Below are 24,014 nucleotides of genomic sequence, written 5' to 3'. Positions count from 1 at the left end.
GCGGATCAGGCTCTCGGCTCAGTCGGCGCAAGGACGGGGGACGCTACGGTGTCGGCCGCACCAGCGGATTCGATATCCGAGCTGTTGAACGCGGGCTTACCGTCCGGGCCGACGGTGACCCCGAGCGCGGCCAGCTCGCCAAGCATCTGCTGCCCGGCCAGTTCTCGCACCTGGATCTGGTACCGGGCCGTGGTGGTGTAGGTGCCGCCGTTCTCGTTGCCCGCGCGCCGGAGCATGCCGTTGTCCGCCAGGTACTCGGCGACCCGCTTGATGATCGCGTGTCTGCTCTTGGAGTGGGCTCGGGCGTCCCCGGTGGGAGCCACTGGGTTGCGTCGCTGGTAGTAGCGCCACAGTTGGACCAGATCCGGGTGGTCGATCGGAACACCGTCCTCCTCGTCGGCCTCGACCGCGCGGCGCTCCAGCTCCTTGGCCACCTGCTCGACCATCTCGTCGACGTGGCGGACTGTGACTCGGCCGACATGGGCTTCATCGTCCAGATCTTCAGGCCGGTGGTAGGCGAGCGCGGCTATGGCCAGGTGGGTCAGCGCCGCGATCGGCCGGTCGGCGGGCTGCCGGATGTGGTCGGCGATGCTGACTGCAAATTGCGTTTCTGCGGTCGCCCCGAGCACGAGCCCAGCCCGTGGGCTGATCGCGATGACGGTCAGGTCGAAGCCGCGCGCAGTGGCGTGTAGCAGCTGTGCGAACGCCGGATCGGTGCGGTAGCGACTCACCAATGCGGCGTACTCAGCGTTGCGCCGGGGCGTTAGCCCGGGCTGGAATCCGAATGCGAGCAGCCTGCTCACTGTGGCTATGTCCGCGAAGTCGATCATACGGCCCCGTTCAGACGGTCCTCGATTGGTGGGACAGCGAACGCCGGGCCACGTATCACCAGCAGGTCGTTCCCGGCGAACACCTCGTCGTACAGCTCACTTTCGTCTGCCAGTGCGGTCAGCATCAGGCGGTGCTCGGGGTCGTAACGTGGCGCCCCGAACAGCCCCAGCACGTGGAGGGCCAGCAGATGATCGAGTTCCTCTCGACCGGCCGTCGCGACATTATGGCGGCGCGCCGCCTTCAGAAGCTTGGATAGGCGAACGCCGTCGGCGTCTGCATGTGCCAGCAGTGATTCGACAGCTGCGTACTGCTCACTGGAGAACACCAAGACGTCTTTGGCATCGCCGAACTCGGGCTCGACGATCAGGTCGTCTTCGCCATCGTGCTCGGTCGGCAGCGTCATCAAGCCGGTGATCAAGTCCGGGAGGTAGACGATTGCAGGTCGGCGCGGCGGCGTAGCCGCCGTAGCGAACCTGTCCAACAGCGGAAGGGCCTGCCGTATCGGCAGCTCCAAGGCTGGCTCCAGTAGTTGGTGCTCGAGGTCGATGTAGGAGCGGCTTGGGGGCGGTACAAAGGTTTGCCGTTCTTGCTCGGCACGAAACCGTTCACCGACTTCCTGTAGGTTCGCCTGCAGTGTCGCGTGCCTGCGCAGACACTCACCAAGAATCGCGATCAGTTCGGCGGCCTGAGCCGGGGTGGCGTCCTCGGTGCTGTTATCCATCATCCGGACCAAGTTGTTCTTGATGGTGCTCTCGGCGTTGATGCGATCCTCGATGTGCTCCAGCGCCTCTGTCTGCATCCGCTGCACGTCACGGACCCAGTCCACCGAGCGGACATCCCGGCGCATCCCCTCCAGCCGCGTACGGATGTACTCGGCGTACTGCACCGTGCGGCGCAACGCCATCTCCGCAGCGCGATAGGCATCAGTCAGCCGCCCACGTCTCACCAGGGCTTCCAGCTTGGCGTCGGCGGCAACCTGTTCAGAAGCGATGTCGATGTCCACCGCGCCGACTAGCACTGCGATCGCCTCATTGGAGGCACGGAGTCGTGGCCGGCCATCATGCCCGGCGACTTCACGCAAAAGCTTGAAGGAGAAACTATGCGAGACATACCTGCCGTCTAAGGCGAGGCCATAGATGTGGCTGAAGTCGCGGTCGACTGTCCCGACGTTCACCAGGCTGTCCAGGACCCAGCGGGCTACATCGGCGTGTTCGTCGCTACTGCGGTCCGGCATCTGAAGCTCCGCGACGCGCGCCACCGCCGCCACAACATCGTCGTGACGAGCGCCGTCATCGAAGTCCATCTTCAAAGTGACGGTGTCAATAGCTGTGAGCGCCAGCTCCTCCATCTGGTAGCCGCCCCAGTCTCGCGACGTGAGCAATGGCTTCCGGCGCTCGAGGTCGAGGACCGGGTCAGCGACGGCGAGTGCCTTCACACGCGTGGCCAGCCCCAGTGTGTCGCGGCCACGAACTGCTGCTTCAAACATGTGAGTTCCTTCCCCCGCCAGCCAGCGCAGCCCACGATGATCAAGATCGTTCAGCGCCGTCGGGCCGGAATGCAAACATGTGTAGGTATCAGAGGACGGTTCGCGAGTTGATGTCCCTTGAGGATCTGCTGCTAGGCGGGGTGTTCGGGATTACGGGAGCCGGTGCTGGCGATTCGAGTGCCGGATCGGGCTCATCGGCGAGTTGGAGAAGGGTTCTGCGAGTGATCCGCAGGTGATCAATGGCCTCGTCGAGTTCACGTAGTTTGGCGGTCAGGTCGTCGATCTGGGCTCGTGTCTGTTCGATCTCGCAGGTCAAAGCCGTCTCGCGCGCGTCGACCCGGTCCAGCAGGTGCCGGTCGGGGTCCTGTCGGGTCATGCGGGACGCCCGGATGGGCGAAAGGCGCCGGTCAAGCGGCGGGCCATCACATCGGCCATCGCCCAGTACACGCGTGATTCGGATCTGGTGGGATGGTGTTCGCAGTCACGCACAAGGTGGCGGTGCAAGACCAGCGTGCCGTAGGTCTGCTCCACCACCCATCGCTTGGGCTGGGGGACGGACCCCTGGTCAGCGGGGTTACGCTCAACAATTTTCACGTCGATGCCGTGGATGGCGCCGTGGGTGACGACCGAACCCTTAAATCCCTGGTCGACCAGGGCCGTACGAACGCTGCCGGGCGGTGTGGCGGCCGCGACCCGGTCCGGCCCCGGTAGAGGGTCGCGTTGACGATCTCCCGCATCGCGTAGCCGCCCTGACGGCCACTAACCGAGGGGTGTGCGGCCTTCCACGCCGTGATGACCGGCTCGATCAAGGCCCACCGCTCGTCGGATAAGTCGCTCGGATACGGCGTGCGCCCGCTCACGCCGCCAGCCCAGCGCATCCAAGCCCACCAGCCCGGCATAACGCTCCAGATTCATTAGATCGCACTGCGATATAGGGACATCGACTCGCGAAGCGCCTCTTAGGCGCTGCAATGCCATGTGACCTACGGGAGCCGCGTTAGCGCTGATCCCTGTCTCACATCTCTTCGGTCTCTGTTTCTCATCGCCGTCGCGGAGGCGGCTTGGGAAGATCAACGCGTACGTCGAGGTCGAGGTGTTCCTTGAGGAGGTGCTTGAGCTCGGCGCCCTCGATAAGCTGGATACGCCCGTGTCGCGCCGCGAACTGGCGACCCGCGCTACCGATCCATGACGTCGTCACCAAGATCCCCTTATAGGCCCGCATGTCTTCGATCGATCCCGCCAGGGCGCGCACGTCGTTGGGGGGTACCGCACTCTTGTACCGTTTGGCCTGGATGATGCAGACCCCGCCCATGACGGGGTCCTCGTTGACCACCACGCCATCGACACCGTCGTCCCGGGACGACTGTGTCACCCAGGACTTCATGCCGCGCTTTTCGAACAGTTGCCGGATCAGGTGTTCGAACTTCAGCGGATCCATCTCGACGATGTTGGGCCGTCCGTCCAGCCCGGAAGCGGCGTCGATCTCGTCGATGAACTTGTAGCGGGACAGATCGAAGTCGACCACCGGTTCCACCGCGACAAGATCATAGGGATTGGGGGAGACGAGCGCGTTCAGATGTTTGAGGCATGCTGCGGGATCCAGGTGCTCCAGCTCCAGCTCGTTGAAGGTCTCGCGAGTGGTGCTCACGCTCACCAAGTGAGGGCGGATCCGTTTCCCGGTCGCCTTGTCGCGCGTGGTCATCCTGCCGTTGAACACCACGGTGCCGATGAGGTCGTTCGCGTTGACGGAGAAGCAGTCACGGATGACGCATAGCGCCAGCTGGGCGACCAAGTTGCCGTAGATCTGCTTGACCTCCTTCTCCTGCCGCGGCAAGGCCTCGATCTTCTGACGTGACTTCACATACCTGAACCCCCGTTCCGTCGGAATGACTAACTGATCGGGTAGCTCTATCTCGACCCACAGCTCCCTGGGTTCGCGCCGGTAAGCCAGCCGCCTTCGGTCGGGAACCTCGGCCGGGTAGACGGCACTGTCCAGGACGTGGGTGAAGTAGTCCTCAACGACTTTCTCCTCGCCCTTGAGGAAAGCCGCCTGCATGTTATCGACTGCCCGGTTATAGACCCTGACCCCTTCTTCCGCCGTGGCCAGTTCCTGCTCATACCGGGCGCGCTCGGCGGCCAGCCGGCGCAGCCGCTGCGCTTCCGCCTGCCGATACTGCTTCTCCGCTCTACGGAACAGCTCCTCCGCAGCCGTCTTCTCCCGCTCGTAGCGGGAGCGGCCGCCGAACAGGCTCACCAGCCCGGTCGGCTGCTCCGGCTCGTACTGTGATCGTGAGGGTGGGGTGATCTCGCGGGCGAGATCTCCGGGATCGAACGGGGGGATGTCGACCTGCCGCTTCAGTGCGTCGAAGGGAACCTCTGCCAATCTGTCCAGGGATGCGACCAGTGTCGTTTGGATCGCCATGAGCCGCTCGTGTGTCTCCCTGGTCAAGGAGTCCGCCGCGGCCGAGAGTTTTTCATGTAGCAACTGCTGCCGCATCCGGGCGTCTTCACCCGCCTGGCGATCAGCTTCTCTTTCTGCCTTTTCCTCCGCGCGCTTTATCCGCTGCTCGGCTGGCGGCCAGGGACGGCGTGCGCGTGCGTGTTCCGCTCGCTCTCGTCTGTGATCCCGCTGGAAGTTCTCCCATACCGACCGTTGTCCCATGCCGTCAACAGCATCAAATGGATGGACGTTTGGCAAGGTGAAAGTGAGGATGTGGCTGGTAGGACCTCCTGCGTCACCGGTTCACCAACCTCGCTTCGCCAGCGGAATGCGCTCCATAATGAATTTGTGGTTCGCCCGTAATATCTTCCAACGGTTTGACGTTCGTCCCGCCGGGCGAATTTTTTGCCGTTATGGCCATTTTCGATTATTTTTGGACGTCCGATCATTCGGTGTGCGGTACGGCGGCCAGCCGGGCGATAAGCTCCTCCAGCCGGGCCGCACGGGCCTCGGCCGGAGGCCAGCGCGGCGCGGAGCTCTTCAGCACGCGCCTGGGCGCCATTGCGGGCGGTCTCGGCCTCAGCCGCCTGGATCCCCAGACGAGCGATCTCCTGCTGCGCGCGGGCGAGCTGTCGATCCCGCTGCTCCAGCGCGTCGCACCCCCGGGTGGCAAACGCCTGGATCGGTGGGCCGTCACCAAGCTGATCCGCCGCATCACCCGCACCGCACAAATCCCTGCGGCCGGCAGGCGACCTCGCTCACGCCCATCCGACGTCGATGAAGGCGATCCCATGTTCCTCGAACCGGTTGATGAGCATCCGCTTGGGCGCCCTGATCCGCCGCCGAGACTCTCATCCCGTCGCACTCAGCCGCCGACTACCAGCGGCTGAAAGCCAAGCCCAAGCTCTTCCGCAACATCGAGGACTTTGCCGCCCGCGCGCAGATCGCACCGGGGCTCGTGGTCGGCCGCCTCCATCGCGAAGGCAATCTGAAGTGGAAGGAAGGCCACCGCTACATCACGACCGTCGACTTCCGTGCCCATCAGACGGCACCACGGCCATGATGCCGGATGTTGAGCTTCGGTCGCGGCCGGCAGCAAGGTGGGCCGAGGTGGCTGGGCTCGGGCGGGAACGCCAGCACCGAGGATCGATCCCTGGGCGTGGTCGGGCTCGGCCAGGGAGAAAACGGTGGTGCCCGGGACTCGGATTCGTGAGTCCCGAGCACCACCGTTTCGGTCGCCGTTATCCGTTGCTCGGGTAGCCGAGCTTCCTCAGGCCAGGCCGCTGACGGCCGGGTCGCGGGAGGTCAGCCCATGTGCGGGTAGCGGTGGTCGACCGGCGGCCCGATTATCACGCAGCCATATAGGAGTGAGCTGCGGGAACGCGGCCGGGGTCGCGAGGGTGTGGGCTGTTCGGCCGTGAGGGGACAGTTTGTGACTGGCCGAGGATTGGTTGGCGTCGTACTCTCAACGCCGTCGGAGAGGAATATCTCCCCTGTATGGTTCGGCTTCTCATCGGGTCCGCGATTATCGCGGAGCCATACAGGTGTTCGGATAGACGTGCCCGGCTGCGGCCGGGAGGCGTCGCACGGCGCAGGAGGAGGCGAGGAGCGCATGGGCGTCTTCGAGCCCGTCCTGCGCCGGTGCGCGCGCCTGGTCGCCGGACCGAGTGTCAGGGGGACAGATGACCGAGACTCCCAACAGGCTCCTCACGGCTCTCAGTGCGACGCAGAGTGCCGAAACCCGCCTGGCGGGCCCCGGGGGGCTCCACGACGGCGTCCGCTGGGCGCTCTACGCGCGTTCTGGAGGCGGCAGCGTGGAGCAGGTAGCGCAGCAGCTCGCGTTCCTGGAGGAGGCCGTCGCGCGACTCGGCGGAACGGTCGCCGGCCGCTTCAGCGACCTGGGCGTGGTCGGCGACGACATGGCCGAGCTGAAGCGGGCCGCGCACCGCGGCGACATCGACCGCGTCATAGCCTGGAACCTGGGCCGGCTCGGCGCCCGCCCCGCCGGCCTCACACAGACGCTGACGGTCCTGCGTGGCCTCGGCATCGGAGTCACGCTCGCCGACACCGGCGAGGACGTCGACGACGCGTTCGCCGCCTTGACCCTCAGCGTGGCCGCGGCCGAGCGGGCGCGCCGCCCGCGCCGTCGCCTGGGCGGCGGCTTGTGACCCTGCCGTACTGGTCGACGACGCTGAACTGCACAGGCCACCGCTGGGCGATCTACGTGCGGATCTCCCAGGACCGGATCGGCGCCGGACTGGGCGTGCAGCGGCAGGAGGTGGAGGTCCGCGAGATGATCGCGAACCTCGACCCGGAGGGTGTGATCGTCGGCGTCTACGACGACAACGACATGAGCGCCAGCAACACGCGGAAACGCCGCAAGAATTACGAGCGGATGATCGCCGATATTAAATCGCAGTTCGTCACCGCGGTCGGCTGCTGGCATTTGGACCGGGTGGCGCGCCGCAATGTGAAACTGGAGCACCTGTGCGAATACGCCGAGCAGCTCGGCACGTTGTTCGCGGCGGTCCACGGATATGTCGACCTGCGGACGCCGTCGGGCAGGATGTCGGCTCGTACGCACGCGGCAGTAGCTCGGCTGGAAGTCGAGACGAAAGCCGAGCGGTAGAAACCCGCTAATCGACAAAGGGCACTACAAGGTGAGAGTTGGTACGGCGGAATGCGCGCCTACGGATATGAGAAAGACGGCACGACCCTGATCGAGGCTGAGGCCGAGGTGTTGCGCGAGGTGGCCGAGCGCCTCATCAGGCGGGAGACGCTGCGTTCCATCGTGGTCGACTTGGACCGGCGGGAGATCCGCACGTCGACCGGCCGGCCCTGGCAGGCCGTCACGCTGCGCCGGGCGTTGCAGAACCCGCGGATCGCCGGCTGGCGGACGTCCAACGGCGAGAAGGTCGCCAAGGGCCAATGGGAAGCGATCATCGACGACGACACCCAGGCAAAAATCCTGGCGATCTTCGGTGATCCGGAACGGCACAAGGGCGGCGGAGGCGGCGCCTCGGCCCGCAAGTACCTGCTGTCGGGCGGGCTGCTGGTGTGTGGCCTGCCGGGCTGCGGCAAACCGCTGCAGTCTCAGCCCTCCAACTCCGGGGCGCGCGGCTACGTGTGCCGCAAGAGCCCGCCGGTCGGCGGGTGCGGTCGCATCCGGGTGGGGGCTGAGGCGCTGGAGCAGGAAGTGGCCGCCCGAGTCCTGTCGCGGTTCGCCTCGCCGGCTGTGGCGCGGCGCCTGCGCCAGGCGATGTCGTCCCAGAACGAGGAGCAGATCCTCGACCAGATCAGGGAGCACGAGGAGAGCATCGGCGCGCTCGCGGTGGACTTCGTCGGCAAGAAGATCTCCAAGACGGCGTTCCAGGCCGCTGACCGCCGCACCCAGCAGGAGATCGCCAAGCTGCGCGGGCGGATCGCCCAGTCCAACCGGCTGTCGACGCTGCCCGAGGGGCTCAATCCCCGCGAGCTCGCCGAGTGGTGGAGGGATGCGTCGCTGGACCGGCGCCGCGACCTGGTGGCCACGGTGCTCGACCACATCGCCGTCGGCCCGGTCACCAGGGTGGGCTACACCGGGCTGGACCTGGAGCGTCTGAACTGGGTGTGGCGAGACTGACCGAGAACGGGACGAACGCGAGCGGTTGCCGTGAATCCGCCGTTTCGGCTGCGCGGTGCGTGGTCATTCGCCTACGCTGGGCTACACCGATCCTGGGAGATCGCCCGTAGGGTTGCCCTCACCGCCATGCACCACCGGAGGGTCCTGTGGATGATGACGTCGACCGCCTCACCGCCCGAATCGCCGAACTTCTGTCCGACGAGCCGGGCGTGGAGATGAGCGACGAGCTGGTGGAAGCCGCGGCCCTGATCATCGGAGCCGATGGCGCTTCCGAAACGGTCTATCGCGCCGCGGCTTGAACCGGCGAGGAGACCGCTACGTTCAGTCCCCGCCTTTGCGGGGCGCGACGCGCGGAAGGCCGCGGAATCACGGACCAGATTCCGCGGCCTTTTCCATGTGCCGCTGACCGCCACGCGCCGTCACCCCCTCGCGGACGCCGATGCGGGTCACCCATCCGCTGGGCCGCGTGCTGGACGTCACCCGGCTCATCGACTCCGACGCCCCCGACAACAAGGACGCCACCATGCCCCGCCTCGCCTTCATCGCGATGACCACCACCGGCTCGTCCTCCGACACGCACGAAATCTGGGAGCTGCCGGCGCGGCTGCGCCCCGCCTCACCAGGAGCGCGTGACGCCGTCTACCACTGGCAGCTGCCCGTCCGGGACCTGCCGCGGGCCGAAGGAGGTCGCCTGCACAGCAGTGACTTCTACACCCGCTATCGAGGCTTCGACGGACCAGCCGCCTTGGACCTGGAGCTCAACAGCTACCGGCCGGTCCCGGTCGCCGAACTGGCTCGGATCCTGGCCGCGTTCCTGGTCAACGCCCACCCTGTAATGCTGCAGGCCGAGCATGACCAGCCGTTCCTGGCCGCGCTGCTGCGCCGCAACGGCCAGCCCGCCGCGTGGCAGCGCGCAGTTCCGCTCATCGCGTTCGCGGCCGACGCGGCCTACGGCTACGCCGCCGGATGGCACCGGTGCATCGACAGCGTCCAGTCCGACCTCTTCGGCGAGGAGGACGCCGCCACCCCGGCGTTGCTGCCGGCGCCCCGGGTGCGCCCGCAGGGCGGCGGGATCGTCGGTGTCGCTGATGAGGCGGTGTTCGCCGCGATCGTCTACGTGCTGGTCAGCGGATGCTCCTGGCGGGCGCTGCCGCCGTGTTTCGGAGCCTCGAAGTCCACTGTGCATCGCCGGTTTTTGATCTGGTCGTGTGCCGGGGTGTGGGAGCGGTTGCACCAGGCCGTCCTGGACCGGTTGGCCGGCGATGGCCTGCTGGATGTGTCGCGCGTGGTGCTCGACTCGGCGCATGTGCGCGCCAAAAAGGGGGCGAACACACAGGTCCTTCGCCCGTGGACCGGGGTAAGCCCGGTTCCAGGCTGCACGTCCTGTCGGACGCGGCCGGACTGCCTCTGGTTGTCGGCCTGTCGGCGGCCAACGTCCACGACAGCCGCTGGTTGAAGCCGATGGTGCTCGCCCTCCAATTGAGACACAGCCCTGTGCGGGGCCGGTATCGCAAGATCGGCAAGCTCCACGCCGACAAGGCCTGTGACCATCCTGAGCTGCGGCGATGGCTGCGCGGCAAGCGCATCGGGGTGCGTATCGCCCGCAAGGGCGTCGAGTCCAGCCAGCGACTGGGCCGCCATCGCTGGGTGATCGAACGAACTATCTCCTGGCTGTTCGGCTACCGGCGCCTGTCACCCCGTTACGAGCGTCACCCCTACGCCTACCTGGCCCTTCTCACCCTCGCTGCAGCCATGACCTGCCATAAGCGACATCTCAAACCCACCATGTAGGACACGGTCTAAACAAGATCGAGATTGACGAGTACGGATGCTGGATCTGGCAGGGGTCGAAGAGCGACAAGGGCTACGGCTTTTTTCGCGCGAATGGCAGGACGCAACTGGCCCACCGGTACGCGTACATCGCAGTCAAGGGCCCGATCGCTGGTCGAAAGCAGCTCGACCACACCTGCCACAGCGCAGCGGTCACCATCGGCGAGTGCGCGGGCGGCCCGACATGCCGCCATCGAGCATGCGTCAACCCCGATCACCTGGAGCTGGTCACCAGCCGTACCAACGTAATCCGTGGCGTCGGCCCGACCGCGAAGAACTACCAGAAGAACGAATGCCCGCACGGGCACCCCTATGACGAGGAGAACACTCAACGAACAGCCAAGGGCGCGAGGCAGTGCCGAGAGTGCAGGCGCATCCAGGGGATCAAGCGGAACGCTGCGAAACGGAAGCCACCCAGGGACATGACGAAGTGCTTGAAGGGCCTACACGAAATCACCCTGCCAAACGCACTGATCGAAAGCCCGGCAGGAAGGAAGCAGTGCCGAGAGTGCTACAACGCCGCCCAGCGAGCTCGGTATCGGGCCAAGACCCCGCCACGAGACGAGACGAAGTGCCGCAAGGGCCTGCACGACATCACGCTGTCTGGTGCGCTCATCCCGAAGACAGGCGGCGGCATGCAGTGTCATGAGTGCGAAAAGGCGCGTCAGGCCGCCTATGACGCCCGGCGGAAAGGACACGGATAACTATGGGTCCGCTCGGGTGCCCTGAGACGTACCCGGTCGCTATCGCCGACCGGACCGGCGGCCGCGAGTACGGCACCGTCGAGCCGTCGGCGCTGGACTGGTCACGCATCCTGGACGACACCTCCGAGGCGAACGTCACCGTCCCCTACCGGGGGAGGAGTGCTGCGAGCTGCTCGGCAACACCCGCACCCGGTGCCACTCGCTGACGATCTACCGCGATCAGAAACGGGTGTGGGAGGGGCCGGTCACGCGGATCGCGCACCGCGGCGACGACACGGTGATCGCCGCCCGCGACGTCACCCAGTGGCTGTTCAGGAGGAAGATCCGCGAGCTGCTCGACTACACCGGCACCAACACCGCCGACCTCGCCATGATCGCCCGGATTCTCGTCGAACACGGCTTCGAGCTGGACGACCCGAACGTCGTGGCCTACCTGTGGGCCACCGCGTCCGGCATCGTCGGCGAACGCAAGTACGCCGCCAATTCCGGCTACGTCCTCGACCATTTGCGTGAGCCCGCGAGGACCGGCGTCGACTTCACGGCGCTGGGCCGGCGCATCATCCTGACGGGGGAGGGCCCGCTGGGCCGGCTGCCCGGACTGACCGACGAGCATTTCGTGGGCCCGCTGTCGGTCATCGAGGACGGCCTGGCGGCGATCACGCACGCGACCGTCATCGGCAAGGGCGTCATGGCGGAGGCGGGCGGCACCGGCACGTGCGGGCTGCTGGAGTTCATCGCGACCGAGGAGGAGATCCAGGACAGCGCCTCCGCCAAGGCCGAGGCGAATGCCCCGGTCGCCTCAGGTGATCCGGCGCCGGTGTTCCTCGAAATCCCCGACGACTCCCAGCTCGCCCCTGAGGCGCCGATCGGCATCCAGGACCTGGTCCCCGGCGTGACCGTCCCGGTCACCTCGACCGCGACGTGCCGTACGATCGCCGCCGAGCTGCGGCTGCTGCGGGTGCTGGTGACGTTCACCGAAGCCGACGGCGAGAAGGTCGGTATCACGCTGGCGCCGCTCGGCGTCGACACCGCGGCGACCGTCGCCTGATCGAAGAGGGGGACGGCATGGCGAGGGTGAGGGTACGGCCGCGCACACCTGCGGAGATCCTGCGTGACCTGGACGACCGGCTCCGCATCTTGGAGCACCGCACCAGCGTGGTGGTCGGTGTCGCCCCCGACGCCTACGTGCTGGAGGTCGACGACACGGGCCGGCTCACCGCCCGCCACGCCACCACCGGCACCGTCACCGTGGTGGCGTTGCCGTAGCCAGGAGTTCCGGGCTCAGGGCAGGCTGTCACACCGGTTCGGTCGCCGTAACCAAGCGGACACAAAAGGTGATCTTGGTAGGTTGACGTGTGGAAACATGCGGCCTGAGCGTTGAAGGTTCCCGTAGCGTGCACCGCTCCGGCACGAGCCGGGATCGGTACGGCGTGGAACTGCCCGCCCCCGCGTGCCGCACCCCTATCTCCGGCTGGGACCCAGGGCGGCTGTATCCCTCTGAGCACCCGGTCAACTGCCGTCGCTGTCTGCGCCTGGGCGCCTGCGAGCGGGTAGCCGACCAGACCCTCGCGTTGTTCTAGTTTCCCGAGTCTCAGAAGAGCTGCATATTTAGGATTTGGGGTTCGGTAGGCGGTTCAGGTAGCCGGCGAGGCGCTCGAAGATCTCGTCGGCGGACTTGGTCCAGATAAACGGCTTGGGTTCCTCGTTCCAGTGGGCGATCCAGTTGCGGATGTCCCTTTCGAGCGCCTGGACGTTCTTGTGGATGCCGCGCCGTATCTGCTTGTCCGTTAGCAGCGCGAACCAGCGCTCGACCTGGTTGAGCCAGAAGGAACCGGTGGGCGTGAAGTGCATGTGGAAGCGCGGGTGTGCGAGCAGCCATTTCTGAATGGCGGGGGTCTGGTGGGTGGCGTAGTTGTCGCAGATCAAGTGGACGTCGAGCCCGGCGGGGACTTCCTCGTCGAGCTTGGTGAGGAACTTCTTGAACTCGGCGGCGCGGTGGCGGCGGTACAGGGAGCCGATGACCTCGCCGGTGGCGGTGTTGAGCGCTGCGAACAAGGTGGTGACGTCGCCGCGCAGGTAGTCGTGGATGCGGCGCTCGGGCATGCCCGGCATCATCGGCAGCACCGGGGCCGAGCGGTCCAACGCCTGGATCTGCGACTTCTCGTCAACGCAGAGCACTATGGCGCGCTCGGGCGGATCGAGGTACAGACCCACCACGTCGCGGACCTTCTCGACGAACTGCGGCTCCTTGCTCAGCTTGAACGTGTCGACCTGGTGTGGTTTGAGGCCGAAGGTGCGCCAGATCCGCGAGACCGTCGACTGGCTCAGCCCGCTCTGCTTGGCCATCTCCCGGGTGGTCCAGTGCGTGGCACCCTTCGGTGTCGTTTCCAGAGTCCGCACGATCACGTCTTCGACCTGCTCGTCGGTCACCGTGCGCGCAGGTCCCGGGCGTTTCTCGTCGGCCAGGCCCTCAAGCCGGTTGACGGCGAACCGCTTGCGCCACGTAGCCACCGTGGTCGGATGGATCCCGAGGTCCGCACCTACCGCAGTGTTCGACAACCCGTCGGCACAGGCGAGAACGATCCGGCATCGCAGCGCCAGAGCCTGCGTGGACGTCGCCCGCCGCGACCAGCGCAGCAACGTCTCGCGCTCGTCATCCGTCAGAACCACTTCGACCGTCGGCCGACCCATGCGCGCCATAAGCCAAGCTTACTTCTATAGCTCTCCTAAGACTCAGTCTATTAGTAGACACGCCGCAGTTCTGATCGCTGACAAATAATTCGCGCATCCAATCAGGCTTTGCGCGGATTGCAGGTCAGTGCCTAGGAAGGTGGGCCACCCCGTGCGCCCACCCGTCGCAGGGACGTGTTCTCCCGCTTGAGTCCCCCACGAGACTCACATACCGCTTGACCTGACGGATGGAATTCTCGGCAGGTGCAACCCTCGAAGGTGCCGGAGCCGGGGTTCGCACCCAGGCCATGCCGCGGACGGGGGTCATGGGGCAGGTCACCAGCGTCGTCCTGCTGGCCCGGCCCACACCGGACGACTTCGCGCAGGAACGATTCGCGCTCGTAGAGGAGATCGGCCACCGACTCAACGCGCGATAGATCACCATGCGCATCTATTGGGGCAAATGTGTAGATCAGAGGTCTAACGGCAGGCTGAGGGGGCGTCTCGCGGGGGAGCCGGAGCCGGCCTCGGTCGATTTGGATCTTGTCAGATTAGGGCCTTATGTGATGTCATATTCCACCTCGGCTCGTTTGAATACAAAATTCAGAATGTGGCTAGCGTCGATTTGGGGGTGTCGCTCGAACCGTGGACAGAGCAGCGATCGTGACGAATACCCTGGTCAGCCGCAGGCCACCAGCCCTGATCAAGCAGCCGTACCAGTACCGGCGCCGGTCCTTGGTCGAGCCCGACTGGACGCGCTTCCCTGGTTGGGCTGACGTCGCCCCCGAGCAGTGGGCCAGTGCGCAATGGCAGCGGGCGCACAGCGTTAAGAACATGAGGCAGTTGAACGCGGTCATGGGCGACCGGCTACACGACGACTTCTACATTGACCTCGCCAAGGACATCGAGCAGTCCGCCACCATGCCGATGTTGCTGCCGCCGCAAGTGCTCAACACGATGACCCCCGGTGTCACCGATACCGCCCCCAGTTCGTGGACCGATGAGTTCTATGCCGACCCCATCCGTCGCTGCATGCTCCCGGTTCACTCCGACAGGCGGACCGACTGGCCGTCTCACCCATTCGCTGCTCGCGACTCGCTGCACGAGTACGAGATGTGGGCGGTCGAGGGACTGACGCACCGCTATCCCACCAAGGTCCTCGCGGAGTTGCTGTCGACGTGCCCTCAGTACTGCGGGCACTGCACCCGGATGGACCTGGTCGGCACTTCTACCCCCGCTGTTGAGAAGCGACGGCTGACGCTCAAGCCGATCGACCGGCAAGGCGCGATCCTCGGCTACCTCGTAGACCACCCCGGTGTCCGTGACGTGGTCGTCTCGGGGGGCGATCTGGCGAATCTGCCTTGGGTTCACCTGGAGTACTTCCTGGTGCGCCTGCTGGAGATCGACACCGTTCGGGACATCCGGTTGGCCACCAAGGCGCTCATGGGGTTGCCGCAACACTGGCTGCAGGACGAGATCGTCGAGGGTATGGGCCGGGTGGCCGCGGTTGCTGCCGCACGCGGGGTCAACCTGGCCATCCACACCCACATCAATCACGTCAACTCGGTGACCCCCGCCGTCGCCAGAGTCGCTGCCGCGATGCTGGATGCGGGTGTACGGGATGTGCGCAATCAAGGCGTGCTCATGCGCGGAGTGAACGACACGTCTGCCGACTTGCTCGACCTGTGCTTTGCGCTGCAGGACGAGGCGGGCATCCTTCCGTACTACTTCTACATGTGCGACATGATCCCGGGCGCCGAACACTGGCGCACCTCGGTGGCCCGAACCCGGGAGCTTCAGGACGAGATCATGGGTTACCTGCCTGGATACGCCACCCCCAGAATCGTCTGCGATGTGCCGAAGGTGGGTAAGCGCTGGGTGCATCAGGTCGCCGAATACGACAGGGAGTTAGGGATCTCCTACTGGTCGAAGAACTATCGGACCAGTCTCGACGGCGATGATCCTGATGCCCTGAGCCAGCGCTACCCCTTCTATGACCCCATCGACACCCTGCCTAAGGGCGGCCGCGAGTGGTGGCGCACCGCGTTCCCCTCTCTTTAAGACTGGCCGACACCGCACTCTTGAGGAACTATGAACCAGGACGCGACTTTTCATGCCATTTTGTCCATTGCTCAGGATCTGTTTGAGCGGCCCATAACAGAGCAGGATGATTTCTTCTCGCTTGGGGGCGACTCTCTCAACGCCGTCGAGCTCGCGGCGAGGCTGGAAGATCTGCTCGGCCTAGAGCTGGACCTTCATACGCTCTGGGACGCCGAGACCTTCATGGGATTCGCCGCCAGGCTCGCTGAGGAATGCGGTGCTGGTCTCGCTCCCGATCGTGAATTGTCGCTGTGATGTCGATGACGCCGTACGAGCGGCTGCTCGAACACGCGGAGTTCCGCCCCGAGGCGCTCGCGCTAACGCTCTGGCGGGACGGCACCGCGTCCCGCTCGTGGACGTGGCGTGCACTGAACGAGAAGGTGGATCAAACACTGCGCGGGCTGAACGCCTACGGGGTTCAGCCTGGTGACAGGGTGGTTATTGTCCTCCCCAACGATGATTCGTTCATCTCGTCGATGCTCGCCTGCTCTGGCCGGGGCAGCGTCGCCGTACCGGCTCCCATCCCCATGTCCGGGCGTCCGGCGGCGTTCAAGGAGCGTCTGCTCAGCATTGTTGGCGCTTGTGATCCCGCCTTGATCGTCACAGCCGGCCACTGGCTGGAAGATGTGCGCGAGCTCATGGCGAAGGTGCGTCTGAGCTGTCCGGTGGTTTCCGAATCCGAACTCGCTAGAACGGGAACGGAACTGAGGATCTCCCCAGACCGCGATGGTCTGGTACTTCTGCAGTTCACATCCGGATCGACGAAACGCCCCAGAGGCGTCAAGGTGACGACCGCCTCCCTCACGGCGAACTGCGGGCAAACAGCTCTCGCCTATGGCGAGTCGTCTGACGACACAGCGGTGACCTGGGTGCCCTTGTTCCACGACATGGGCCTCGTGACCGGACTCATGCGCCCGCTGTTCCAGGGGTACCGGACAGTGTTGCTGAGCCCGGGGGACTTCGTCCGTGACCCCATGCAGTGGTTGTGTGCGATCGATCATTGCGGTGGCACACTTTCGAGTGCTCCGGACTTCGCCTACGAGCTGTGTGTGCGAAAGATTTCTTCCGAGAGAGTTCCGAGCCTGGATCTCAGCCGTTGGCGTGTGGCCAGGAACGCGGGTGAGGTGGTGAGGACGGCCACGATACGCCGGTTCGCTGAGCACTTCGCTCCAGCGGGCTTCCGCGAGTCCGCCTTTGCTCCCTCTTACGGGCTGGCCGAAGCCACCCTGACCGTGACCACCAGCGGACCCGGCGTTCCCGTTCTGCACCTGAGGGTCAGCGCGAGTGCGCTGGCACGAGGGGACATCACGGTTGCCGAGGCTCCGGATAACGATGTGCGGTGGCTGAGTTCGAGCGGAAAGCCAGTCAGCGGAACCTCGGTGAAGATTGCCGCCGCCGCCCCGGGGGGCATCGGGGAGATCCATGTCTCTGGCCCGCAGTTGGGCGGGGGTTACTGGATGGAGCCCGAGGGTGAAGCGAGTGCTGACCGATGGCATGCGACGGGAGATCTCGGGTTCATGAGGGATGGCCACCTATTCGTCCTCGGGCGGGCCGATGACACGCTGATCCTTCAAGGACGCAATATCTTCGCCGTCGATATTGCAGCCGTCTGCGACGAGTTCGCCGAATTACGCAAGGGGAGATGCGCGGCCTTCATCGTCGACGAGACCCCGGCTGCCTCCGCGGAGGTACGGCTGTGCGCCGAGGTTTCCGAGTCCGCCCCCGGGTCGGAACTCGAGCTCAACGCACTCGCCAAGCGTGTTCGTAGTGCGCTGGTGACGCAGCTGGACCTCTTCGTGCGCGGCGTGCATCTGCTCCCCAAGGGGGCTCTTCCAATGACGACCAGCGGAAAAGTGCGGGTGCGTGAGACCCGGAGGCGCTATGTCGAGCAGCAGCTCCAGGCTTTGTTCCTGAATCCTGAACAGTCGTTCGAGGGTGCGGCGGCACCCGTTGTCGCGTGAGCCGCGGGTGGAATCTTGAATTTTGAGCAAGCTCTCATAATGGCCTGGCGATCTCATCTTGACGTAGCCGGATTCGACGGAGACGACAATTTTTTCGAACTCGGCGGCGATTCGCTGGCCGCACTCAAGATCGTCAACCAGTTCACGGACACCGGCCTTTCCTTCTCCCTGTCGGATTTCTACGACCATCCGACGCTCAACGAGCAACTCGCGTTGTTGTCATCGGCGGTCCCGGCTGAAGCCGCGGGGAGCCTTCCTCCCGCCGGCGAGCGGAGACTGCCGCTGACCCCGATACAGCCGGTGCTCGTCCTCGACTCGCTGCGTCGTCCGGACAGCACCGCCTACTGGATGATCAGCGCGCATCGGTTCACCGCGCCCGTCTCCGTCGCGGCGGCCCAGCACGCCTGGGAGGCGATGGTGGCGAAGAACCCGGCGTTGCGAACCCGTATCCTCCGGGATTCCTCGGGGCTGTCCCAGGTGATCGACGTGGATTCTTCGGGAGCCGAGCTGCGATGCGTCGAGTCCTTGTCACTCGCCGGGATGTCGTTGGCCGACTGGTCCGCGGAGAAGACCTCACGGCTGCTCGACGGGGGCATGGACACGCTGGTGGCTGGATGGTTCATCGCCTCCTGTGACGAGCGGGCCGGTGTGGAGCCAGCCCCGGTGCTGGTGTTCGCCGCCCACCACGCTCTCTTGGACGGATGGTCGCTCGCACAGTGCCTTGAGGACTTTGTGGAGGCGCTGGCCGACCCACCGTCACAGCCAGTCGTCCCTCGCCTCTCGGTCGCCGCGTACTTCGACTGGCGGGATCAGAACGGCGCCGAGGAGGCGTCCTTTGAGTACTGGCGTCGGCGGCTGGCGGGCCAGCGCCCAGCCCAGACGCTCGACTTCGCGCGCACGGCCACCGATGAGGCCGACTCCGCAGTGGTCGACGCGCGGGCGCATGTATCCGAACTGTCTGCCTCCGACAGCGCCGCCGTCGCCGCCTACTGCACGGGACACGGGGTCACCCAGGCTGCCTTCCTGGCCTACGTATGGGGTCGGGTGCTGGCCAGATACCAGGAGGACGCGGATATCTGCGTCGGCCTGACGGTCAACATCCGGCCTGCGACGCTCCCCGGATCCACACGGCTCAGCGGCTGCCTGATCAACGTGGTGCCGCTCGTTTGCCCCGAGACCGAAGGGGAGGTCGTGGAGGGAGCCAGGTTGACGATGAACGCCATCGCCGCCGCCACCGAACACGGCCATGTGACCCACCCTCGGATCTGTGAGGCTGCCGGGCTGCCGCCGAGCACGCGGCTCTTCGCCTCCACCCTGGTGTTCCAGAATTTCGACGGCGACCTGGGAACGCTGGGAGCGGGCGCCCCGGTCGCGCGCCTGGTCCACTCCAGCGGCGGCACCTCCGATCCGTTGAGTCTGACCGTGAGCCTCGGCGAACGGATCCGGCTGCTGGCGGAATGGGATGACTCCCGCTACGACGGGAAGGTCGTCGAGTCGCTGCTGGAGGCAGTGGCCTACTTCGCGGTCCATCCGGAAGATCTGCGCACCTCGCTGACTCCGGCCGAGCAGGCCGGGGCCGTCCTCGGAACCGCGGCTCAGGCTCGTCCATGGACGATCGGCGACTACCTGCGCATGGCTGACGGCGATGCGATCGCCGTCGCCGACGAGGGCGACTCATGCACGTACGCCGAACTACTGGACCGGTCAAGGGCGATGGCCAGCTATCTGAGCCGCCGTCTGGGCCTGCGTCCCGGAAGCCGCGTCGCGTTCATCGGCAGGCGCGGCGTGGACGCCGCCGTCGCCATCTGCGGAGCTTGGCGGGCCGGGATCGCCTGGTCCGCGGTCGACTCGGGGCTGCCGCCGCGACGGCAGCGACAACTTCTCGACGCGCTCCACCCCAACCAGTGCGTCGTGCTGGACCAGGACGCGTGGCGTGAGCTCTCCGAAGCTCCCGACGACTTCGACGAGACATTACCGGCGGACAGTCCCGCCTACCTGGTGGCGACATCAGGCAGCACGGGGACCCCCAAAGTCGTCGTGCTCGCGGCCGGCGGCCTGGCGCCGCTGGTGGAGGCATGGCAGGAGGCCTACGTCCCCGGTCCCGGCGGCCACAGTGTGCTCCAGCTCGGAAGCTGGACCGCCGACGTGTTCCTGGGCGACCTCCTGAAGGCGTTGTGCACCGGTGGGCGCCTGGTGGTCTGCCCCGACGAGCGACGTGTCGACATGGCCCACCTGGAAACCTTGATCCGTGAGCACCGGATCACGCTCATGGAGTCCACTCCCGCGCTCGTATCGGCGCTGCTCCGCCACCTCGACAGGTCGGCGAAGCGCGGACGGTTGAGCCTGCGGACCCTCATCGTCGGCTCTGACATCTTCCGCTCCGCAGAACTGGAGCAGATGCGGCGTCTCCTGCCGCCGGCGGTCCGGCTGGTCAACGGCTACGGGCTCAGCGAATGCACAGTCGAATCAGTGATCTACGACAGTGCCCGTTCCTCCGGTGAGTCCCGCTCCGGCCTGTGCCCGATCGGAGAACCACTGCCTGGCACTGAGCTGGACATCGTGAACGGCGCGGGCCACCGGCTGCCGAGAGGGGCCCTGGGAGAGGTACGGATCACCGGCCCCGGAGTCGGTCTGGGCTACCTGACCGACGGCCGGCCGTCCATCCATGGCGGCTTCACCTCCCGTGACGGCGTCCGCTCCTACCGCACCGGAGATTTTGGCGTCATCGACATGGAAGGAACGATCCAGTTCTTCGGACGCCGTGACGCTCAGGTGAAGATCCGCGGCCACCGAGTCGAGCTCGGCGAGATCGAGAACCTGTTGCTCACGCACGACGGGGTCGACGAGGTCCACGTGCGGGCCGACGGTGACGCGAGCCTGCGAGCCTTCGTCGGCTCGTCCGGGAACCTCGACGCCGACCTCCTGCGTGACTGGTTGGGCGACCGGCTCTCGCCGTACGCGATCCCCCGATCGATCGATGTGATGTCCAGGCTGCCCCGGACCGAGAACGGCAAGATCGACCGCACGACGTTGGCGGCGCGGCCCGAACCGAAGCTGGCGGCCTCACCGGGAACCGGCTCCGGGACGACTCCGCTCACCGCCGAGATCACGCAGATCTGGGAGCAGCTGCTGAGCGTGAAGGTCGAGCCTGATCGCAGCTTCTTCGACTCAGGTGGTCATTCCATCTTGGTGATCACACTGTTCGAGCGGCTACGGGAGAGGCTCGCCGAATACGAATTCACCCTCGCTGACCTCTTCCGGTTTCCGACCGTCAACACGTTCGCACGTCACCTGCGGGGTGTTCCGAACGACAGGATGTCGATCCTCCGGGCGGTGGAACGCGGGGAGCTGACCGCGCGCGAGGGCTTCCAGATGATTGGGGAGCTGACCAGATGAACTCGGATCTGCGGATCGAGGTACGGGACGGTCACATCGCAGTCGGCCGAGGCCGAGACGAGGGAGCGCGGGTGATCTTCTTCCCGCACGCCGGCGGGTCCGCGATCTCAATGCTGCCCCTGGCGTCGGATCTTCACGACGGGGTCGAGGCGCTGTTGATCGACCTGCCGGGCCGGGGAGCTCGCGACAGGGAGCCTCGGGCCGCGACCTTCGACGAGGCGCGCCGTGTGCTCGCCCGCCAAGTGGAGCCGTTGCTGGACCGCCCAGCGATCATGTTCGGCCACAGCCTGGGCGGGCTGCTGTGCGATGCCGTGGTCCGGAGCCTATCGCCGCGGACACGGGCCTGGCTCCGGTGCGTGGTCGTTTCGTCCGCGCCCTCGCCGAGACGGACTGCCGCCTTGTCCGGGGACCTTCCCTCACCGCCCCCCCGGCGGTCCAGGGAGCGGCTCGTGGCGGGCCTGATCGGGTACGGCGGCACGCCGGCCCCGGTCTTCGACACCCCGGAGCTGCTGGAAGGAGCTGTCAAGGCCTTCGGTGACGACCTACTCCTCATGGACTCGTATCAGCTCCATCCATGCTCGCCGCTGCCCGAGACGGACTATGAGCTGTGGAACGGAGGGCAGGACGCCTCCGCCGCTTCGGACGAACCCGAAGCCTGGGCCGACGTGCTGGTCCGTCCCCCTCGCACGCGAATGTTCCCAGGCGGTCACTTCTATCTACTCGAACGCTCCGAGGCCCGCGAGTGCCTGCACCGCGTGGTGAAGGCCCGGCTTTGGCAGCACGACCAGGAGGCGTCCAGATGAGCGAACTCATGACCTCGATCTTGGGACTGCTCTCCCGAGGGCACATCGACCGCCATACGGCCCAGGCTCTGGTGGAGGCGGTCAGATCCGCGCAGACGGCCAAACCGGAAGCGGCCGAACAGCCGGAACACCCGGAAGCGATCGCGGTCATCGGCGTCGCTGCGCAGCTTCCCGGCGCCCCGGTCTACGAACGGTTCTGGGATGTGCTCATGTCCGGCGAGGACCGGGTGGAGGCCGCACCGCGGCGACGCCGCGAGTTGTGCGAGCCGATGCTGACCGAAGCGGACCACGACCCCGAATTCATCACCGCGGCCTGGCTCGACGACATCGACCGTTTCGACGCCGGGTTCTTCGGCATCACACCCGCCGATGCCCGCGCCATGGACCCGCAGCAGCGCCGCTTCCTCCAGGTCGCCTACCACTGTCTGGAGGACGCCGGCCAGGTGGGCCGCATCCGCGGTAGCCGTACCGGCGTCTATGTCTCGGCGGCGCCGGGAGACTACTCCGGAGCGCTCGGTGAGCTGACCCCGTCAGCCGTGCCGGGCGTGGTCCCCTCCTTCGTGGCGTCCCGGCTATCGTTCCACTTCGACCTGCGCGGTCCGGCCTTCGTCTCCAGCGCCACCTGCGCGTCGTCCCTGCTCGTCCTGCACGAGGCCTGTCTCGGGCTGCGCACCGGCGACTGCGGCATGGCGCTGGTAGGGGGCGTGAACCTGTTCTCTCTGCCGATCGCTTCGGGCCAGCTCATGGACGCTGCCGGGATCATGGCCGACGACCATCGATCCCGCCCCTTCGACCACGAAGGAGTCGGAATCGGGCGGGGCGAGGGAATCGTGGCGCTTCTCCTCAAGCCTCTGGACCGGGCGGTGCGTGACGGGGACCGCGTCCACGCGGTCATCCGCGGCTCAGCCGTCAACAACGACGGCGCCTCGGCGTCGCTGACCGCCCCGAACCCCGGGGCGCACACCGACCTTCTGCTCGAAGCGTGGCGCAGGGCGGAGGTGGGACCGGAGTCCCTGTCCTACATCGAGGCGCATGGGACCGGCACAGCGCTCGGCGATCCCATCGAGATCCGCGGCATCGCCGATGCCGTGGCCCGCCACACCGATCGGCGCCAGTTCATCGCGATCGGCTCGGTGAAGGGCAACATCGGGCATCTCATCGACGGCGCGGCCGGGCTCTCCGGCCTGGTCAAGACTATGCTGGTGCTCAAGCACGGCTATGTGCCGCCGACGGTGAACCTGCGCGAACCCAACCGGCACATAGATTTCCTGGACTCCCCGGTCTTCGTGCCCACCGAACCGTGGAACCTGCGCGCGGCCCGGACCGATGACGAGCCGCTCCGCGCCGGGGTGAGCTGTTTCGGATTCAACGGCACCAACGTGCACGTGGTCTTGGAGGAGGCGCCCCGGCGGATCGGCGTCGCCGTACCCGGTCAGCCGCTCCCCGATGCGAGGCCGTGGGTGTTCCCGATCTCCGCGCGGTCGCGCACCTCCCTGCGCGCGCTGGTCGCGGCACACGCACGTCACGGCACCGCCGCGCGCTCGCGTGACCTCGCCTTCAGCCTGTGGGCGGGACGCGAACACCACTCCTGCCGCGTGGCGATCATCGCCCCTGACCTGGCGACATTCGTCGACACGTGTCAGACGCTGGCCGGGATGGACGTCGACGACTGGCCGAAGGTCGCGGGCGTCTGGACGGCGGACGGATCACATCGCGACGCCACAGGTGCGGCCGAAGAGATCCTGGCGCGCGGGTACACGGCCGGGGAACACCTGCGCTGGCCGGACCTGTTCAAGGACGGCGAGCCTCCGCTACTGGTGGACCTCCCGCTGTATCCGTTCGACGAGGACTCCTTCTGGCTCAGCGACAGCGGCTCCGCCTCGTCCAGCTCCGCCGCCGGCACTCTGGCCGCGCTGCTCGACGCGGTGAGCCAGGCACTCGGCTACGAGGCGGTGAGCCCGGCCGACTCCTTCATCGGGCTGGGCGGAACCTCGCTCTCGGCCATGCAGGTGCAGGTCACACTCCGGCGCAAGCATGACTGGCAGGTGGACATGGCTGATCTCCTCGGCGCCGAGCACTTCGCAGAACTCGCCTCAATCATCGACTCCTCCCGCGTTGACCCCCAGCAAAGCCGACGGTGAGCCACCATGTCAGATACCCGCACCATGACC

Annotated in this window: 21 protein-coding genes; 14 read left to right on the top strand and 7 right to left on the bottom strand. The window is 66.3% G+C overall.

Annotation, left to right across the window (positions count from 1 at the left end; genetic code table 11):
• Positions 1–5 precede the first annotated feature (5 nt).
• The 5 genes from ACZ6R6_RS05985 to ACZ6R6_RS05965 form a co-directional block, all read right to left on the bottom strand.
• Positions 6–830 (bottom strand): hypothetical protein, encoded by an 825-nt coding sequence (locus ACZ6R6_RS05985; protein WP_470090555.1) that lies wholly within the window; start codon positions 828–830, stop codon positions 6–8.
• Positions 827–2,317, bottom strand: coding sequence for a hypothetical protein (locus ACZ6R6_RS05980; RefSeq protein ID WP_470090553.1), 1,491 nt, complete (start codon positions 2,315–2,317; stop codon positions 827–829). The genes ACZ6R6_RS05985 and ACZ6R6_RS05980 overlap by 4 nt, the downstream gene beginning before the upstream one ends.
• A gap of 88 nt (positions 2,318–2,405) precedes the next feature.
• A complete protein-coding gene (locus ACZ6R6_RS05975; RefSeq protein WP_470090552.1) occupies positions 2,406–2,693 on the bottom strand; it encodes a hypothetical protein in 288 nt (95 codons plus the stop codon).
• A gap of 214 nt (positions 2,694–2,907) precedes the next feature.
• The gene (locus ACZ6R6_RS05970; protein WP_470090550.1) at positions 2,908–3,195 is read right to left on the bottom strand and encodes a transposase; all 288 of its coding nucleotides are present in this window, start codon (positions 3,193–3,195) and stop codon (positions 2,908–2,910) included.
• Between the two features lie 161 nt (positions 3,196–3,356).
• Complete coding sequence (locus ACZ6R6_RS05965) at positions 3,357–4,814, bottom strand: restriction endonuclease (protein ID WP_470090549.1); 1,458 nt, start codon at positions 4,812–4,814, stop codon at positions 3,357–3,359.
• Positions 4,815–5,134: 320 nt separating this feature from the next.
• Between ACZ6R6_RS05965 and ACZ6R6_RS05960 the strand changes: the two genes are divergently transcribed.
• Complete coding sequence (locus ACZ6R6_RS05960; RefSeq protein ID WP_470090547.1) at positions 5,135–5,647, top strand: hypothetical protein; 513 nt, start codon at positions 5,135–5,137, stop codon at positions 5,645–5,647.
• Here ACZ6R6_RS05960 and ACZ6R6_RS05955 read toward each other — a convergent pair.
• Positions 5,623–5,799 (bottom strand): hypothetical protein, encoded by a 177-nt coding sequence (locus ACZ6R6_RS05955; RefSeq protein ID WP_470090543.1) that lies wholly within the window; start codon positions 5,797–5,799, stop codon positions 5,623–5,625. The genes ACZ6R6_RS05960 and ACZ6R6_RS05955 overlap by 25 nt on opposite strands.
• Before the next feature lie 640 nt (positions 5,800–6,439).
• On the opposite strand from ACZ6R6_RS05955, the gene ACZ6R6_RS05950 reads away from it, so the two are divergent.
• The 7 genes from ACZ6R6_RS05950 (at position 6,440) to ACZ6R6_RS05920 (ending at position 12,179) form a co-directional block, all read left to right on the top strand.
• Positions 6,440–6,925: a recombinase family protein gene (locus ACZ6R6_RS05950; RefSeq protein WP_470090542.1), complete on the top strand. Its 486-nt coding sequence runs from the start codon at positions 6,440–6,442 to the stop codon at positions 6,923–6,925.
• On the top strand, positions 6,922–7,386 hold the full coding sequence (locus ACZ6R6_RS05945; protein WP_470090540.1) for a recombinase family protein: 465 nt from the start codon (positions 6,922–6,924) through the stop codon (positions 7,384–7,386). The genes ACZ6R6_RS05950 and ACZ6R6_RS05945 overlap by 4 nt, the downstream gene beginning before the upstream one ends.
• Positions 7,387–7,437: 51 nt before the next feature.
• On the top strand, positions 7,438–8,379 hold the full coding sequence (locus ACZ6R6_RS05940; protein ID WP_470090539.1) for a recombinase family protein: 942 nt from the start codon (positions 7,438–7,440) through the stop codon (positions 8,377–8,379).
• A gap of 146 nt (positions 8,380–8,525) precedes the next feature.
• Complete coding sequence (locus ACZ6R6_RS05935) at positions 8,526–8,678, top strand: hypothetical protein (protein WP_470090538.1); 153 nt, start codon at positions 8,526–8,528, stop codon at positions 8,676–8,678.
• A gap of 680 nt (positions 8,679–9,358) precedes the next feature.
• Positions 9,359–10,170 (top strand): IS5 family transposase gene (locus tag ACZ6R6_RS05930; RefSeq protein WP_470090873.1). Its coding sequence is split into 2 segments (ribosomal slippage): positions 9,359–9,695 and positions 9,695–10,170, totalling 813 coding nucleotides; the frame shifts between segments, so codons are not numbered across the junction.
• 972 nt (positions 10,171–11,142) lie between these two features.
• A complete protein-coding gene (locus ACZ6R6_RS05925; protein ID WP_470090537.1) occupies positions 11,143–11,961 on the top strand; it encodes a hypothetical protein in 819 nt (272 codons plus the stop codon).
• Positions 11,962–11,978: 17 nt separating this feature from the next.
• A complete protein-coding gene (locus tag ACZ6R6_RS05920) occupies positions 11,979–12,179 on the top strand; it encodes a hypothetical protein (RefSeq protein ID WP_470090535.1) in 201 nt (66 codons plus the stop codon).
• 342 nt (positions 12,180–12,521) lie between these two features.
• On the opposite strand, the gene ACZ6R6_RS05915 is transcribed toward ACZ6R6_RS05920, so the two are convergent.
• Complete coding sequence (locus ACZ6R6_RS05915) at positions 12,522–13,613, bottom strand: IS630 family transposase (RefSeq protein WP_470090533.1); 1,092 nt, start codon at positions 13,611–13,613, stop codon at positions 12,522–12,524.
• Positions 13,614–14,246: 633 nt separating this feature from the next.
• Here ACZ6R6_RS05915 and ACZ6R6_RS05910 point away from each other — a divergent pair.
• Genes ACZ6R6_RS05910 through ACZ6R6_RS05885 form a run of 6 tightly spaced genes read left to right on the top strand, consistent with a single transcriptional unit; the run spans position 14,247 to position 23,984 of the window.
• Complete coding sequence (locus ACZ6R6_RS05910) at positions 14,247–15,644, top strand: KamA family radical SAM protein (RefSeq protein WP_470090532.1); 1,398 nt, start codon at positions 14,247–14,249, stop codon at positions 15,642–15,644.
• Between the two features lie 30 nt (positions 15,645–15,674).
• Entirely contained in the window at positions 15,675–15,938 is a 264-nt protein-coding gene (locus ACZ6R6_RS05905; protein WP_470090530.1) for a phosphopantetheine-binding protein, read from the top strand.
• Complete coding sequence (locus ACZ6R6_RS05900; RefSeq protein WP_470090528.1) at positions 15,938–17,644, top strand: AMP-binding protein; 1,707 nt, start codon at positions 15,938–15,940, stop codon at positions 17,642–17,644. The genes ACZ6R6_RS05905 and ACZ6R6_RS05900 overlap by 1 nt, the downstream gene beginning before the upstream one ends.
• Positions 17,645–17,683: 39 nt before the next feature.
• A complete protein-coding gene (locus ACZ6R6_RS05895) occupies positions 17,684–21,040 on the top strand; it encodes an AMP-binding protein (RefSeq protein ID WP_470090527.1) in 3,357 nt (1,118 codons plus the stop codon).
• A complete protein-coding gene (locus ACZ6R6_RS05890) occupies positions 21,037–21,843 on the top strand; it encodes a thioesterase II family protein (RefSeq protein WP_470090526.1) in 807 nt (268 codons plus the stop codon). The genes ACZ6R6_RS05895 and ACZ6R6_RS05890 overlap by 4 nt, the downstream gene beginning before the upstream one ends.
• On the top strand, positions 21,840–23,984 hold the full coding sequence (locus ACZ6R6_RS05885) for a type I polyketide synthase (RefSeq protein WP_470090524.1): 2,145 nt from the start codon (positions 21,840–21,842) through the stop codon (positions 23,982–23,984). The genes ACZ6R6_RS05890 and ACZ6R6_RS05885 overlap by 4 nt, the downstream gene beginning before the upstream one ends.
• Positions 23,985–24,014 lie beyond the last annotated feature (30 nt).

The organism is Streptosporangium sp. NPDC048886, from assembly GCF_055586905.1.
Note: the sequence above shows the minus strand (reverse complement) of the source record. Positions and strands in the feature narration are given on the sequence as shown.